Source organism: Nostoc sp. C057, assembly GCF_013393925.1.
GTDB lineage: Bacteria > Cyanobacteriota > Cyanobacteriia > Cyanobacteriales > Nostocaceae > Nostoc > Nostoc muscorum_A.
The window spans coordinates 5152250-5166623 of record NZ_CP040281.1; the positions used below are offsets into that span (position 1 = coordinate 5152250).

The 14374-nt window shown below is 40.7% G+C and carries 15 protein-coding genes; 4 read left to right on the top strand and 11 right to left on the bottom strand.

From position 1 onward, the window contains the following. Positions 1-405: 405 nt before the first annotated feature. From FD724_RS21990 to FD724_RS22005, 4 genes are all read right to left on the bottom strand, one after another. The gene (locus FD724_RS21990) at positions 406-1068 is read right to left on the bottom strand and encodes a Nif11-like leader peptide family natural product precursor (protein WP_179074090.1); all 663 of its coding nucleotides are present in this window, start codon (positions 1066-1068) and stop codon (positions 406-408) included. A gap of 372 nt (positions 1069-1440) precedes the next feature. Beyond that, positions 1441-2886, bottom strand: coding sequence for a DUF1802 family protein (locus FD724_RS21995; RefSeq protein ID WP_179074091.1), 1446 nt, complete (start codon positions 2884-2886; stop codon positions 1441-1443). A 119-nt stretch (positions 2887-3005) separates the two neighbouring features. Next, complete coding sequence (locus FD724_RS22000; RefSeq protein ID WP_372726527.1) at positions 3006-4673, bottom strand: P-loop NTPase fold protein; 1668 nt, start codon at positions 4671-4673, stop codon at positions 3006-3008. Positions 4674-4931: 258 nt separating this feature from the next. Further along, entirely contained in the window at positions 4932-5588 is a 657-nt protein-coding gene (locus FD724_RS22005) for a hypothetical protein (protein ID WP_179074092.1), read from the bottom strand. Positions 5589-5926: 338 nt separating this feature from the next. Between FD724_RS22005 and FD724_RS22010 the strand changes: the two genes are divergently transcribed. Together FD724_RS22010 and FD724_RS22015 are read left to right on the top strand one after the other, a co-directional pair. After that, positions 5927-6415, top strand: a complete 489-nt coding sequence (locus FD724_RS22010) for a hypothetical protein (protein ID WP_114082809.1) — start codon at positions 5927-5929, stop codon at positions 6413-6415. A gap of 94 nt (positions 6416-6509) precedes the next feature. Beyond that, complete coding sequence (locus tag FD724_RS22015; RefSeq protein ID WP_179074093.1) at positions 6510-6857, top strand: translation initiation factor; 348 nt, start codon at positions 6510-6512, stop codon at positions 6855-6857. Between the two features lie 60 nt (positions 6858-6917). Here FD724_RS22015 and FD724_RS22020 read toward each other — a convergent pair whose 3' ends face one another. The 6 genes from FD724_RS22020 to FD724_RS22045 all read right to left on the bottom strand — a co-directional run bounded on the left by FD724_RS22020 (position 6918) and on the right by FD724_RS22045 (position 10680). Then, positions 6918-7097, bottom strand: coding sequence for a hypothetical protein (locus tag FD724_RS22020; protein WP_179074094.1), 180 nt, complete (start codon positions 7095-7097; stop codon positions 6918-6920). 15 nt (positions 7098-7112) lie between these two features. Next, positions 7113-8096, bottom strand: coding sequence for a malate dehydrogenase (gene mdh / locus FD724_RS22025; protein ID WP_179074095.1), 984 nt, complete (start codon positions 8094-8096; stop codon positions 7113-7115). An 88-nt stretch (positions 8097-8184) separates the two neighbouring features. Then, the gene (locus FD724_RS22030) at positions 8185-8400 is read right to left on the bottom strand and encodes an NAD(P)H-quinone oxidoreductase subunit O (protein ID WP_114082812.1); all 216 of its coding nucleotides are present in this window, start codon (positions 8398-8400) and stop codon (positions 8185-8187) included. 86 nt (positions 8401-8486) lie between these two features. Further along, positions 8487-9353 (bottom strand): DNA-formamidopyrimidine glycosylase, encoded by an 867-nt coding sequence (locus tag FD724_RS22035; RefSeq protein WP_179074096.1) that lies wholly within the window; start codon positions 9351-9353, stop codon positions 8487-8489. A 251-nt stretch (positions 9354-9604) separates the two neighbouring features. Continuing rightward, positions 9605-9820 carry a photosystem I reaction center subunit IV gene (locus FD724_RS22040; protein ID WP_012410286.1) on the bottom strand — a complete coding sequence of 72 codons (216 nt, stop codon included), beginning with the start codon at positions 9818-9820 and terminating at the stop codon, positions 9605-9607. Between the two features lie 275 nt (positions 9821-10095). Next, positions 10096-10680 carry a PAP/fibrillin family protein gene (locus FD724_RS22045; RefSeq protein WP_163930107.1) on the bottom strand — a complete coding sequence of 195 codons (585 nt, stop codon included), beginning with the start codon at positions 10678-10680 and terminating at the stop codon, positions 10096-10098. Between the two features lie 242 nt (positions 10681-10922). Between FD724_RS22045 and FD724_RS22050 the strand changes: the two genes are divergently transcribed. After that, a complete protein-coding gene (locus FD724_RS22050) occupies positions 10923-11159 on the top strand; it encodes a DUF3134 domain-containing protein (RefSeq protein ID WP_179074097.1) in 237 nt (78 codons plus the stop codon). Positions 11160-11239: 80 nt separating this feature from the next. Next, positions 11240-12331: a phospho-N-acetylmuramoyl-pentapeptide-transferase gene (gene mraY, locus FD724_RS22055; RefSeq protein ID WP_114082817.1), complete on the top strand. Its 1092-nt coding sequence runs from the start codon at positions 11240-11242 to the stop codon at positions 12329-12331. A 203-nt stretch (positions 12332-12534) separates the two neighbouring features. On the opposite strand, the gene FD724_RS22060 is transcribed toward mraY, so the two are convergent. Beyond that, on the bottom strand, positions 12535-14286 hold the full coding sequence (locus FD724_RS22060) for a diguanylate cyclase (RefSeq protein WP_179074098.1): 1752 nt from the start codon (positions 14284-14286) through the stop codon (positions 12535-12537). Positions 14287-14374 lie beyond the last annotated feature (88 nt).

The following is a 14374-nucleotide window of genomic DNA, read 5'->3' on the forward strand; positions in this document are numbered from 1 at the left end:
TCTAGTTTAAATATCACATTTTGTCCCTAATTGTTGTATCAGCAACAATTTTTGATTGTGAAGCATCCTAGATAAAACTTTTATCTAGGATGCTTTGCTGTATAGTTTGTAACTTGCAATTCCTAGTTAAGTTTTATAAGTTTAATTTAATTTTTTGAATTTTGACGCAGCTATGTTGAGAGACTCAGAGGTTGTTTGAAAAGTATTTCATTGTGACTTTAGATCCCCAAGAGGAGGAAAACAGAATCAAAGTCCCCCCTTTTTAATGGGGATTTAGAGGGATCTAAAACTTTTGATACCGACAAAAAGACTTTTCAAACATCCTCTCAAGATGCCCAGCTTTTTATAAAAATCGAGCATCTTTTTGTTCGTAACTCCTGCACGGATTACTATATACATCATTCATTACGAATTAATACTTACCAAAAGGCGTTGATTAAGATAGCTTTTGGGTAGAAAACAGCGATCGAGTAAAAAAGGATTATTGGCATCTCCAAATAATATATTACCCGGCTTCTCTCGATGACAGAATGGTGGCACAATTCCCCAGTCTTCTGCTAGCCAAATCCAGTACCCTATGTCAATTCTGCCGTAGTTTGAACCTGTGAGAATCTCCCCAACACTGTTGTTAATAGATACTATTTCTGGCGATGATTTGATTTCAATTAACAGCCAAGCTAACTCTTCTACAGAAAAGGAATAGCCATTATTAGCAGCTATGTTGACGAACTGCTGCGGATTTTTCGCTATGAGCAATTCTTCTTTGAGAGATGGCGTTTTTTGTGCAAAATCAAAAAGATCCCAAATCTGTCTTCTTGTAACTAGAAACCACGCAAGTTCTTCTGCCGTCAAATTATAACCATTGTCTTTTGCTAACTTAAGAAATGGCTCAAGGCTATCGGTTTCTGCTAGTTGACTTTTCAATTGGAAAGTTTGCTCTACTAAAGACAAAAAATCAACAATTTTTTGCCATACAACCTTGTCAAAACTTTTGTTAACTTTTATTTGTTCTTTCCAATAAATGTATTTATCTTCTTTAAGAAAGAAATTCCAAATTTGATAATACATGGGTCATCTCACCTAAGTCTTAAACTTGGTACAGGTTGGTTATCAATGAACACCAGTGTAGTAAGTATAATGTGTTTCTTCGACAGTACTAAATCTGTTATTTCATGTAAATGAAGTTACATGGTGACTAAGTACAAAGTTTTTGTAAAGTTTGTCACTATAAATAAACTATACTGAGAAAAAGATGAAGATGACGATCGCTGTGGTAAGTTGTGCGATCGCTCTTTATTGAAATCCATAAAAATAAAGTTAAGTCAATAGATAGTATTAATTATTCATAAACGAATTAACCGTAAAACAACTTGCACTTCAGTTACTTTGAAACGAACCGCAGAGACGCAGAAAGAAGAAAAGAAATATATTTTGCTGTTTTTAGTTAATAGGTAAATCGCGGAGGAAGTAAAAGCGATCGCTATTCCAATCACTACCTTTGATTCGCCCTAAATAGCCTGTTAAGGGTGAGGAAAGTTCTATCAGAATTTCGTGCATTTCTGGTGTTTTTATTGGCTGCGGCGGATGTGAGCCAAAATATGCACCATGTAAAGCTTCAACACCAGTAGATTCTGCACCTGAGCTTTGTAGATAATTTTTGACAAGCTGGATAATGTGCGATCGCAACCTTATAGATTGTTCAACTTTATCAATATAATTATTAATTTTATCTTCAGCTAAACCAAAAGGAGCTTGTTGCAAAGACTCTTTTAGTTCTAACAAGTTGATAGAATTTTTGTAGTGTGCTTGCAGTTCAACTAGTTTTTGTAATGTTTCGGGGCTAATAACATTCATTTGATTTTCGGTTGCTGTTCTCAGAGCGTAAAAATTTAGTTCTCCAGCCGCTACAATTAATTTAATTGAATTTTCATACTGAACTTTACGAAGATGGTTCATGCCTATTTTTAGTAACTGTGCAGGTGTCCCATCAGTAACTTTCTCAGTTTTAGTTGCTTTGCACTCTCCTACTATTGGATAAGGTTGTTCAGCGTAAAAATCCATACCTCCTGCGCCACCAGTTGCATCTGGATTCAAGCCTGAACCTGTAAAGCCTAATTTTAGTAATGCTCTACGAACTAATTTTTCAAATGTATGTCCGTCGCTAGAGTTCCCAACTTTAGCGATTTTTTGAATCCAAGGTAAGTCTGAATCTAATGTATTTGTTAGTTGCTCGCTACTCCAACCCAAAAATACTTTGATATCCTCGTCTAATTGCTTGGCTGCTGGTTGGCTAATGGTTAGGGATGCGATCGCACTTTGCAATTCTTCCAATTCAGGATGCAGTGGTGGCTGTCGATTTTCTAATTGATGCTTGCGTTGGGCGAAGATGCGATCGTTTAAAATTGGCTTTGCTTCAGAAATACTTAAAGGCTCATTCAAATAAATAAACTGGCTATTTGCCTTTATAGAAAGTGTAATTAGTTTGGGTAACTGATAAACACGCAAGTATAACAAAAAAATATTATGTCGTTGCCTTAGTATTTCTTGTAATGCTTCTATAGTCCAAATTGTTAGCGGTGATAAAGCAAGCAATGGTTCAGTATTATGCAGAGGTTCACACTTTTCACACCTTACCCAGGCTTTAACTGATACAGTTTCAGCACTGGCTTGGGTAAAAGCAGTTTTGGCAGTAGCCAAGAAATTTGAGTGATAGTACTGCTCAATAGGTAGCGTATTAATTGAAGAATCTATTGGATAAAGGGCAAATTGACGCTCTGGAACTATATAATTTTTGGACATCGCCACAATCGCTCGTCCTTGAATTAATGCCTCAACATCTGGTGCAGGCAAGCAAATAGCAGTATTAATTACAACAGAATTATTCATTATTTGTGAAAAATCTAAATATTGCGGCTAAATAAACCAAGTCCACCTGTGCGGGCTTCGTTTATTTAGCCCTAATTTTCTAGCTTTAGGTAAATTTATTACAACAATATACACCTTCTTTAAATATCTTCATCAATAGCATCTTCAGGAATCTCTCCAGATGGATCACTAAGAATTTCACGAATGAGATTATTGTCGATTACTATCCGATTTTGTAGAGCAAAATCAATTATTTCTGCTTCAGATAATTCATAATCATTTCGAGCTTTCATAACATAATTAATTGCTAAAATAGGCTTAATCTCTTCAGACTTTAACAATATCCATTCCCCACCTAGATTAGGTGATAAAAGTATATCTAAATATTGTTTTGCTTTAGTACCACTACTAATTTTTTTAGAACGAATTAAGCAGCCACGAGTTAAATCAAACTCTTTATATTCGATTAATCGTTTTAATGCAGCCTGTATAAACCTACCACTGACTCCTTGAAGAACAGATACTCCAATTTTTACAACATTGCCATTTTCCTGACCAACAATTTTAAAATTAATATATCCTTGGTCTACGCTCCGAGCTTTAATGTCTGCAATTTCCGTAATTTGGACATTTTCTACAATCTGTCCAACTAACGTGGAAAAGCTGAATTGCAGAGCATTAGCGAGTTTAGTTTTATCCTCGATGTCATCTTGTATCTTACTTTCAACGGCTGCCAATTCTTTATTATAAGCAGATTCTACTGGGTGCTTTAACGGTGGTGGCGGGATAATTGGAATAGTCCAGTTTTCTGCACACCATTGTAAAACCTTTCTAACCATTGGTTTTTCCTTTCCCAGTTCCCTCAGTTTCGCTTCGTCAAAAGGATAAACTGAATGAGGTGGTGTTACTTCGTGTTGGTCATAAAAGTCTTTTAACCACTGAGAAACTAAGACAATAACATCTTCAGGCTTGAGATAAGTTAACTCAATACTTCTTTGAGCAATCCTATCAGTGACTGATTCAGCCTCTTTTAAGGCTCTTATTTGATCAGTCCAAGTTTGAGGAAACATAGCCGTAATAAAAACACCACGTTTAATCTTGTCATATAAGTCTTTGGCTAAAATAGCAGTAACTTGTGATGCTGTAAATCCAGCATCATTACACATTAGAATACTTTCCAATTCGTCAAAACAAATGACTATTGGTTTGTAATCACTAATCAAGTCGAGAATTTGACGAACTGTGCTGAAAGCTTGGGCTTCTCTATCCTGAGCGCTAGAGTTTGCTAAACCTAGTGCATCAGCTCTTGATTGTGGTAGTTCTTGACCAGCAAGCCAGTTTATAGCGTAACGCTCCTCAGATGGATTAGAGGAAAGTGTCCATAAAATTGCAGCGATAATATCAGGGTTTTCAATGTCCTGCTTAATTCCTAGGACTCTATCTGTCCAATGCTCAACTACCTTGGAATTTACTCTTAAAACTTCGGAAAAGTGACGAACCATCTCATCACATGTGAAAGCTTTTTTGTAAGCTTCATTGAAAATAGCAGTTGCTAATTCCCGCCACTGGCTCATTCCTTGGCTACCGATTTGTTTAAGGCTATTTGCTAAATTTCGTAAAAATTCACCTTTGATTCGATTTAAATCGTTAATCTCGCTTGTATAAACAAATAAAGCACTACCATCAGTCTGAAGTCGGCGACGAATTCGACTGATAAGATGGCTTTTGCCTAGTCCTCTTTCAGCCTTGATAGTAATGCCTATGACTGGTTGTTGTTTGGTGCGAACTTTCTCAACGGCATCAAAAATAGCATCTGAGGCATGGGCATTTAAGGAGGGAACGTCAGGAAAACCTGTTACCCAAAATCTTGACTTCTAACTACTAAAGGTCTGTCAAATGGGTTGTGACTTTTGATGGCATTAATTAGGCCGTTTTCGTTAGACATGAATCTAAAGTGAGGTGAATTTTTGATTTTGGATACTAGATTTTGGATTGCTCACTATTTGTAGCTGTACGACATCTAAACTGGTGTTTCAGTGCGTGTGAAGAGCAACCTAAAAATTGATTTATGAGTTTAAACGCTTAGCGTAGCAGCGTAACCCACTTATAGGAGTAGTTATGGAATCTTCCAGTTTGTCTGGATCGCTGTCTGACAAGCTACCGCCTTGGAGTTGTAAAATGTCCTTTTCTTGCATTTCCAGTAGCCACTCATTGAAATTTTGACGACTCACCTGACCACCTATTTCTCTTCTAATGCGATAAATTGGCACTAGATCATCTAGGTTGTAGTTTTGGTTCAGCTTGTCGTAGACTTCCAACGCCACTGACTTAAACTCGTCGTAAGATCCGATCGCACCCTTTCCGTTAACTGGTACATCTGCACTAACTACTGCAACATCAATCTGACTAATCCACCGCAACAACGCATTCGCCGCCCAAGTTCCGACAATCGTCCCTTCAAATTTAAAATCGCCACTTTTCAAACCCTCACCCAATACCTCTAAACCCTTGGGGGATGTCAGAGAATATCCCTTTTTGGAAATTGCGATCGCACCCTGATTCTGCAATTCTTCAAATGAACCCTGATAATCTGCTACCTTCTGGCTTTTAGATACAATGCGCTTGCTAAGTTGACCCTTTTTAACTTCCTGCTGCGTTCCTCCCAAATCCCACAAAGCCAAAAGGAGACGAGTTCTAGTTTGGGCTGTATTTTTTGATGTCATATTGAGTGTATTTTTTGACAATATCTATTGTAGCGTCTGTATCTATTTAAGTAATTTACACTGAAAAAATAACCGAGAAATTGCTGAATATTTCGGCGTTTCAGCTAAATAGATTAATTAAAAATCAATAATATATTTCTTTGGGATGAATGCAATTTCTCTCAAAGGCAGGATGGAACACTTGAAGAAACCGATCATCATGAAAGTGAAACGCTGTAGCTGTGCAGTTACAAATTAAGTGAAATATGTTTTTTCAATCCCAGGTGAAATAACAGGATTTCCAACTTGGTTTTTGCAACAGCGAGGCTTTTAGCAAATACAGGTGATGAAGAAATCCAATGAACACAATATTTAAAGAACGTAAAATAGTGTCGCGTCTATTTGCAGTGCTACTTTCGGCATTGCTAATGGTACCCTTGCTGAGTAGCTGCGGAGGCGGTTCCCAAAAAGCTTCAGTACCACCACCTGTTGATGATACCGTTGGTAGAACAGTCAGCGATCGCACAAACCAAACCGAAGTTAAGAAAGGATTGGGTACAGGTCAAAAAGTGGCACTTTTGGCGGGGGCTGCGGCACTTTACTACATGTACAACCAGCACAAGAATGCTCCCCAAGAAGGAGCGCAAGGTAAGTACTATCTTTCCAAGAACGGGCGCGTATACTACCGCGATGCTGAACATCGCGCTCACTGGGTAACGCCACCAGCAGAAGGAATCCGAGTACCCGAATCTGAAGCACAAAAGTATCGGGAATTCCAGGGCTATAACCGGAGTGCCACAGGTCGCGATCTAACTGGTATAACTTCATCCGCAGCACCAGCACTCTAGATCGGCGAAGCGTGTGTAAATATAAAGCGGGTTTCCCGGAGGATAACGCCATCGCGCACGTCGGAAACACGAACTTAAATCAGGAGACTAGATTATGGTAAATGAATTTTTCCGAAAGGCGAAAGATTTACTCTTGGGATCGAACAGCGATCAAGATGCTGAATTCCGCGATGGGCTACGCCCCGCCGGAGGCGATCGCAATGTACGTCCAGCCAGCGAAGACCCCTACGGCGATCCCGCAGACCCAGCATCTTACGGCAACGTTATTCCAGCCAGTCAAGATCCTTACGGCGACCCCGCAGATATATCGTCTTACGGCAACGTTCGCCCAGCTACTGAAGACCCTTATGGCGACCCCGCAGACACAGGGGAGTTTGGTGATGTCCGCCCAGCCAGCGAAGACCCCTACGGCGACCCCGCAGACGAGGATTACCGTCGTTAACGCGAATGGCACAAATATTCTGGTGAGTTTGACGAACCTCTCCCTGCCTTGAACTTTAGTTCAAGTCTGTCCCTCTCCGACTCGGAGAGGGACTGTTTTATGTAGTAAGGGAATTGCAAAAAATAAATTATCCACAAAGACGCGATAAATCGCCGTCTCTACAAAGGACTGATTATTGTAAAGACGGCGATTTATCGCGTCTCTTCCCTTAACAGAACCGTATTGGACTATATGAGTCATCGAACTCATGTTGAATTACGAATTATTTTTGTTACCCAAAATTTCCTGCGATCGCTCAATATTTTGACGCACAGATTGAGCCGAAGTATGCAAACTCTCTCTTTCTTCATCGCTGAGTGTCAATTCCAATACACTCTCAATTCCACCGCATCCCAACCGGCAGGGAACACCAATTACAACATCTTCTAAACTGTATTCACCTTGCAGATATGCCGCTACAGGCAACAACCTCGACTGATTTAATAAAATCGATTCTACCATCACGCTAGTAGCCGATGCCGGAGCAAAAAAAGCACCTCCCGTCTGCATCAATTCCACAATTTCTGCGCCACCGTTGCGGGTTCTTTCCACCAAGCGTTCAATTGTGGCTGCATCCAGCAATTCAGTGATAGGAATGCCATTAACGGTAGCATAACGAGACAAGGGAACCATTAAATCGCCGTGGCTGCCCAATACCATCGCTTTGACATCGGCGGGTAAAACGCCCAATTCTAGGGCAATAAAGGTTTCAAAACGGGCGGAATCTAACACGCCAGCCATACCCATAATGCGATCGCGTGGTAAACCTGTAGCTTGCCAAGCTAAATAAGTCATCACATCCAACGGATTGGTGACGACAATAAAAATAGCATTGGGAGAATGAGCGATCGCATTTTTTGCCGCTTCCACCACAATCTTGGCATTGGTTTTCAGCAAATCATCCCGACTCATCCCTGGTTTGCGGGGAAGTCCTGCGGTAATCACCACAATTTGAGAACCAGATGTATCAGCATAATTATTTGTGCCGATAATCTGGCGATTATGTATTTCAATTCCCCTGGCTTCCATCAAATCCAGCGCCAAGCCTTGGGGCATTCCCGCGATAATATCTAGTAAAACTACATCTGCAAGGTTTTTCTCTGCAATGCGTTGAGCTAAAGTGCTACCAACCCTACCCGCACCCACGATGGTGACACGGGGTAAATTACACACAATTGGAGAGTTAGGAGAAAAAGACATAATTATTAAAGTGCGATTTTTATCAACAAGAATTCAAGAGTCAGGATGAATTCTGACTCTTGGATTTTGACTTCTGAATTCTTTTTGCTTATTTAAACTCTTCTAGTTGATCGACGCGTAACCAAACGTTGGGTGTTGGCACTTTCCCAAACTTAATCAGGGCGTAATCACCTTTAACATCTACAATTTCGCCCTTGGTTTCAAACAAATAAGAAGGAAAGCGAGTATCACTGGCTTTTGCTTCCAGACTGTTTTCCAGTTTCTCGCGGATAGCGCGAACCATATCTCCCTTTTTAACTGCCATGAATTCCCCTCTCAAATTTCTAGATTGTTTTATCTGCATTTTAGGAGACTTCCGAATTAGAAGTAACAATTCCTGTAAAGAAGCGATTAATCGCGTCTCCTAATTCCCCCTGGCGTTTGACATTCGGAACAAAAATGACTAGATCGCCCAGCTAGCCTAATCCGTTGAATTGGCGTATCACAAACTCGACAGGGTTCTCCAGCGCGATTATAAACCCAAGCAACACCACCATAATTGCCGTTGACACCCTGAACACTTAAGAAATTACTAAAAGTTGTACCGCCAGCCTGAATGCTGGTTTCTAAAACTTGAATTATGGCTGTTCGCAAAAGCTCAATTTGCTTTAGCTGCAAATCTATACACAAAGTTTCAGGTAAAATTCCACTCTTAAACAGGGCTTCATCGGCATAAATGTTGCCTAATCCAGCCACCACAGACTGATCGAGTAGCGCAGTTTTAATCGGACGGCGGCGGTTTTTGAGTTTGCTTGCTAGATATTCAACAGTGAATTCTGGCGAAAATGGATCTGCTGCCAGTTTTGCCAAACCAGTCATAATACTTTCTACAGCAACACCAGGTGGAACCCACCAAATTTTACCGAAGGTGCGCTGATCGACAAAACGTAATTCCTGCTGATCCCCAAAGAATAATCTAACCCGCGTGTGCTTATGTAATGGTTCATCTCGATGCAGCCATAGTAATTGACCGGTCATTCGCAGATGAACCCCTAGCCAACTGGTTGAGGAAGGGGAGGAGAGTTCGGCCAGGAGATATTTACCGCGACGATGCCAAGTGGCGATCGCATTTTTTTCAATTCCATCAACAAACTCATCAACAGAAAACGGGTAGGCGATGGTGCGATTGAGCAACACATCTCCACCCGTAATTTCTTGGTTAAGAGTCAATTGATTTAGACCCTTTCGGACTGTTTCAACTTCAGGCAGTTCAGGCATTTAAGCTGATTAAGCAGACAATTTTGATGTACTTGGGGGTTCAAATAAAGAAGAGATGGGATACTAACTTACACATCCGTAGATGGCTCGTATTATTACCCAAAAGAAACCGTGAATACCCGCAGGGCGGCTCTCATAGATTAGGGTAGGCTAGGGTGAAGAATGAATGAACTGAAATTTTCAGATTTCATACTTCAGACTTAAGACTACCCTTCATCATCGCATCAAACAACCCCCTTGTAGCTTTGCTGCTATTTTTTAGCTGGTTTAGCCTTTGGTGCTTCAACCTCGACTAATTCATCTTGGGCAAAGTTGTTGGTATTGATACCAGAGTAATTGACCTTTTCAAAGCGGACAATTACAGGGTATTTGATGCCGCTTTGGTCAATGGAAGCCACAGTTCCTAGATCCTGAAACCAGTAGGATTCAGGGCGGAGAATACGTACTTTAGAACCACGTTGAACCATGATTATTTTCCCTTTTAGTTATCAATCGCCAATCTAGAGGGCTAATTGATTTCACTCTACAACCTGAAGGTCGCTGCTAGAGTCTTTGTTAAGTTATTTGTCTGAATTGGGCATGGGGTATTGGGAATTGGGCATTGAATATTAGTTATTCATTCTTCCTCATCTCCCTCATCTTCCCCACTACCCACCCAAAATTTAAAAAGGTATCATACCCTACTTGACAAGGTTGACATTATAGCTTACCTTCATTCGCAAATAGTATTTTTGTACAAACTTTATGTTTTACTCAATATGAACACACTCCCCTCGTTACCTCTGCCAATCCGCAGATCGTTATCTATATAAGTGATATCTAACCAGCCTTGCTGTTTATCACTGTTTATGGCAACATCAATCGCCGGAAATTTTCTACCTTCTTCAATTTGTTGGATAAAAGTTCCCGGAGAATTGTATTCTATTAAACGTTGTAAGCCGATAATAGACCGCTCAAATTTCACTTGGACACGCCGACCTGAAACTGGCTCAAATTTAGCAGCAATGCTGACTAATCCTTCTAAATAAGGTAAGCCATAAATCTCAGCTATGTTGTAAACACTGGTAGTCTCTACCCGGATACACTGATAGATTTGACCCAGTTTACAAAAAGGTAGACGATCTAAATTTAAAAGAGCCTTGCTAGTGGTGTATAGTAATCGCCAATTGCCATCTAGCAAATTACCAGCTTCTACCGGGCGGGGTGTAGGATTAAAGTCTTCTAAATTGGCGATCGCAGCTAAGATAGCTTGTTTCTGTGCTTCAGTCGCCAGTAGACCGCGATTTGTACCAGCGATCGCATCCATGAGAGCCGCTTTTCCCATCATCGCCTGTCACCTCTAAAATCAGTCAGTTTCCATCAGCATAAACAAGATATTCATCACATATATGGAGAACCATAAAACTTACTAAGAATCGCTTGACTTAAGCCTTATGCCTATTAAATAAAAAATTTCTATCTGAATGCGGATTTATTCACTAAAGGGTTGAAAAGATAACTAAATAAATCCGTGTCAAGTGATAGACTCTAAATGTCAACTTACGTAAACCTTTTCTTGTCTTCTTTGATATGTTGAACTCTCCATTACGTGAAGAACCCCGTAACCAGCGAGCCCATGTCATCCCCCTCAAGCCAGAGTCCTCTTTGTTGGATTGGTTGGAAAATAAAGGTCGGATCATAACACGTGACGTTCAAGACCCAGATTTTCAAGATGGCGAAGAAGAAATAGACTCCCTAATGGGTGTAGAAGATGGGATTGGCTACGACCTTGATGATGATGACGATATAGGAATCGCCGAGGATTAGCCTTTTCAGGCTAGGGACTTGGTAGTATCCCTAGCTACTGATATTCAATTTTAATAAGTGTGGAGTGAAGGGAAACTTCTGTGGACGCTAAATTATCTCCTGAGCAAGGATTAAATATTTCTGGAATTGCACTAGCCTCTTTATTAGCCGTCGGGCTAGGTACAACAGCATTTTTCTTGGATTCGATGGCCAACAGGCTACCCTGGCAAAGTATGTCGCTAACCCTGCCACTGCTGTTGTGTGCTATGGGTTCAGGTGTGGTTGGCTTTTGGGTAATACCTTTACTCCAAGCACTCAAAACTGGACAAATAATCCGCGAAGATGGCCCCCAAGCCCATCTAAAAAAAGCAGGCACTCCCACAATGGGAGGTATATTCTTTATTCCTGTAGGTGTAATTATTGCCTGCATATTGTCTAACTTTGCTACAGATGTCCTTGCAGTTTCGGCATTGACAACCAGCTACGGATTAATTGGTTGGCTCGACGATTGGCAAATTCTGCGCCGGAAATCAAATAAAGGTATATCTCCCCGAACAAAACTTGCTTTGCAAGTTGGTTTTGCGGCAGTATTTTGCCTCTGGCTAATGTTTAATCAACCTTCTAATATTACAAATATTGCTTTACCTTGGGTCAGCTTCACACTACCATTAGGATTTCTATTTTGGCCTTTGGCAGGTTTTGTACTAGTTGCAGAAAGTAACGCAACTAATTTAACAGATGGTATTGATGGCTTGGCAGCCGGAACAGTAGCGATCGCACTTTTGGCATTAGGAGCTTTAATCGCGCCTACAGCACCAGGGTTAATGGTTTTCTGTGCGGCTTTAAGTGGTGGTTGTTTAGGTTTCTTAGCCCATAATCGTAACCCAGCCCGCGTTTTCATGGGAGATACTGGTTCCCTCGCACTGGGAGGAGCATTAGCTGCTGTAGCGCTCTTGACAAACACCTTAGTAGCACTGTTCATTCTCAGTGGTATCTTCTTCGTAGAAACTCTTTCGGTGATGGCACAGGTAAGTTATTACAAAGCCACCAAGGGGCCTGATGGCAAAGGCAAGCGCCTCTTTAAAATGGCACCCTTACACCATCATTTAGAACTCACTGGCTGGTCAGAATTGCAAGTGGTTGGAGTATTTTATGTCATCGCGGCTATTTTGGCTGCCATCTGCTTGGCGTAGGCGCAGCCCAACCCAGGCATCGCTCCATTCTGAATCATGTTTTGAGAAAATAGTAAAAGATAAAAACAACTCCCACATCTTCAGGGAGTTGTTTTTTTATACGGGAAAATGCTTTATCTAAAAGCCTCATAGAAACGCGAAATTGCACTGAGCTTCTCTACACTCTATTCCACCGCTTACAGAATTACGAATTACGAATTATTTTAATCGTACCTATTTACATACTCCATAACCCGATTCTTCCCTGTTCGCTTTGCTTCAAGCATCGCTTGATTTGCTCGATTCAAAAAATCCTTAACTGTAATCCCTGGTTCTGATACAGCTATTCCAAAAGAGGCGGTGATCCCTTGAAGGATCTGATCGCCATCCTTCAATTGCATTTGTTCAATATCTGCCCTTAATTGTTCTACTCGCTTCCTGAGCGCTTCTAGCGTCATATTAGGCATGACAATCACAAATTCTTCACCACCCCATCTACAAGGAATATCAAAAGAGCGAATAGATTTTAACAGCAGTTTTCCTAATCCCTGAATAACAATATTGGCAGTCACATGCCCATAGCGCGAGTTATAAGATTTGAAGTTATCGATATCCAGAAAAATAACACTAAGAGGTTGTCCCGACCTTTCAGCCTCCGCTAGCCTTTGTTCCAGTATAGTTTCCATATAGCTTTGATTAAATAGTTGGGTCATCCCATCCCGCAAATTATCATAGGTAAGACGTTGTTTTACCGATAGATTATTTAGTGCAAAGCCTAAAGTTCTAGCAATAATCTCAGTAATTTGTTGATCTTCTGGACTGATTTCTTCAAGGGCATAGATATGTAAAATCCCAACTACTTCGCCTTGTCCAAACAATGGAACACACAAATGTATGCCGCTAATAGGCTGTATTAAATGGTTGCACATCAGTCCTGAGTTACCAGACGATAAAAGGTTGAATTTGCCTCTCCGCAATGCCCAACATTCAGACAGTGAAAATACTTCTTTACTGGTTCTTTTATCTCCCCAAAAACTATTCATCTGAACATAATTCTTGGAATTAGCAATTATATATATACAACCACTCATATTAGGAAATAGCTTGGAACAGGTTAAAGCGACTACTTGATATACCTCATCTTCAGATTCGCAGCAATAAAGCATATCTGCCATATCTGAGAGATATATAAGTTCCCGTTTTTTTGCCTCTAATTTCAGCGTTTTTTCTTCTAGCTGCCGATTTAGATCAGTGAGCGATCGCTGTGCTTCTATTGATTCTGTAATATCGATACTGATCCCACCGATGCGGCGATCGCCCGTTGCGCCATCGCTAAACGGAAACTTAAACGATAGCCAGTAACACGGCTGATTATTGCCAGGTACCTTTACCTCTTCAATCAGCTTTAAGGGGCGTAGAGTCTTCAAAACGACTTGATCGTTTTCCATTACTCTCTGCCCCTCTTCGGGATCTGGCAAGAATTCACTATCCGTTTTTCCTAACCATTCTTGTGAATCTACTGAAAATCTAGACTGTAGCTCCTGGTTGTAATAAAGCACTCTAGATTGCTCATCTTTGATATAGGCCCCAAAGGGGCCCTGATCTAGAAATAGCCGTTGCATCTGCTGGCTGCGTTGAAGTTCGCGGGTATCTTCTTGATATTTGGCGATCGCCTCTACAATTTGATAAGCCGTTGGCATTAAGTAGAGTAAGGCAGACAAGGAAACAAACGCCATTACATCAAGCACGACTAACTGCAACAGCGATATTGCCGAATGTGTCTCAAAAATCGCCAAAAAGTGATGAAATCCGCAAAGTAGTACGAATCCACCTGATAATAAAAAGGCTAGCCAAAACTTAGAAGGGATAGTTGCCTTCGTTTTGGCAAAGAAAACCCCTATTAATACGGGGATGCCAAAGCATGAAAATGCAGTGATGCTGTGAGCAATTATGCAATTCCAGTAAATAGACTGCATTGCTTATCTGGTATGAATATTTCATCCGTTTAACTATAATTCTGGGTAGTTACAAGATGAAAGTAGAGCAAGGATGATTTCAGTGCCT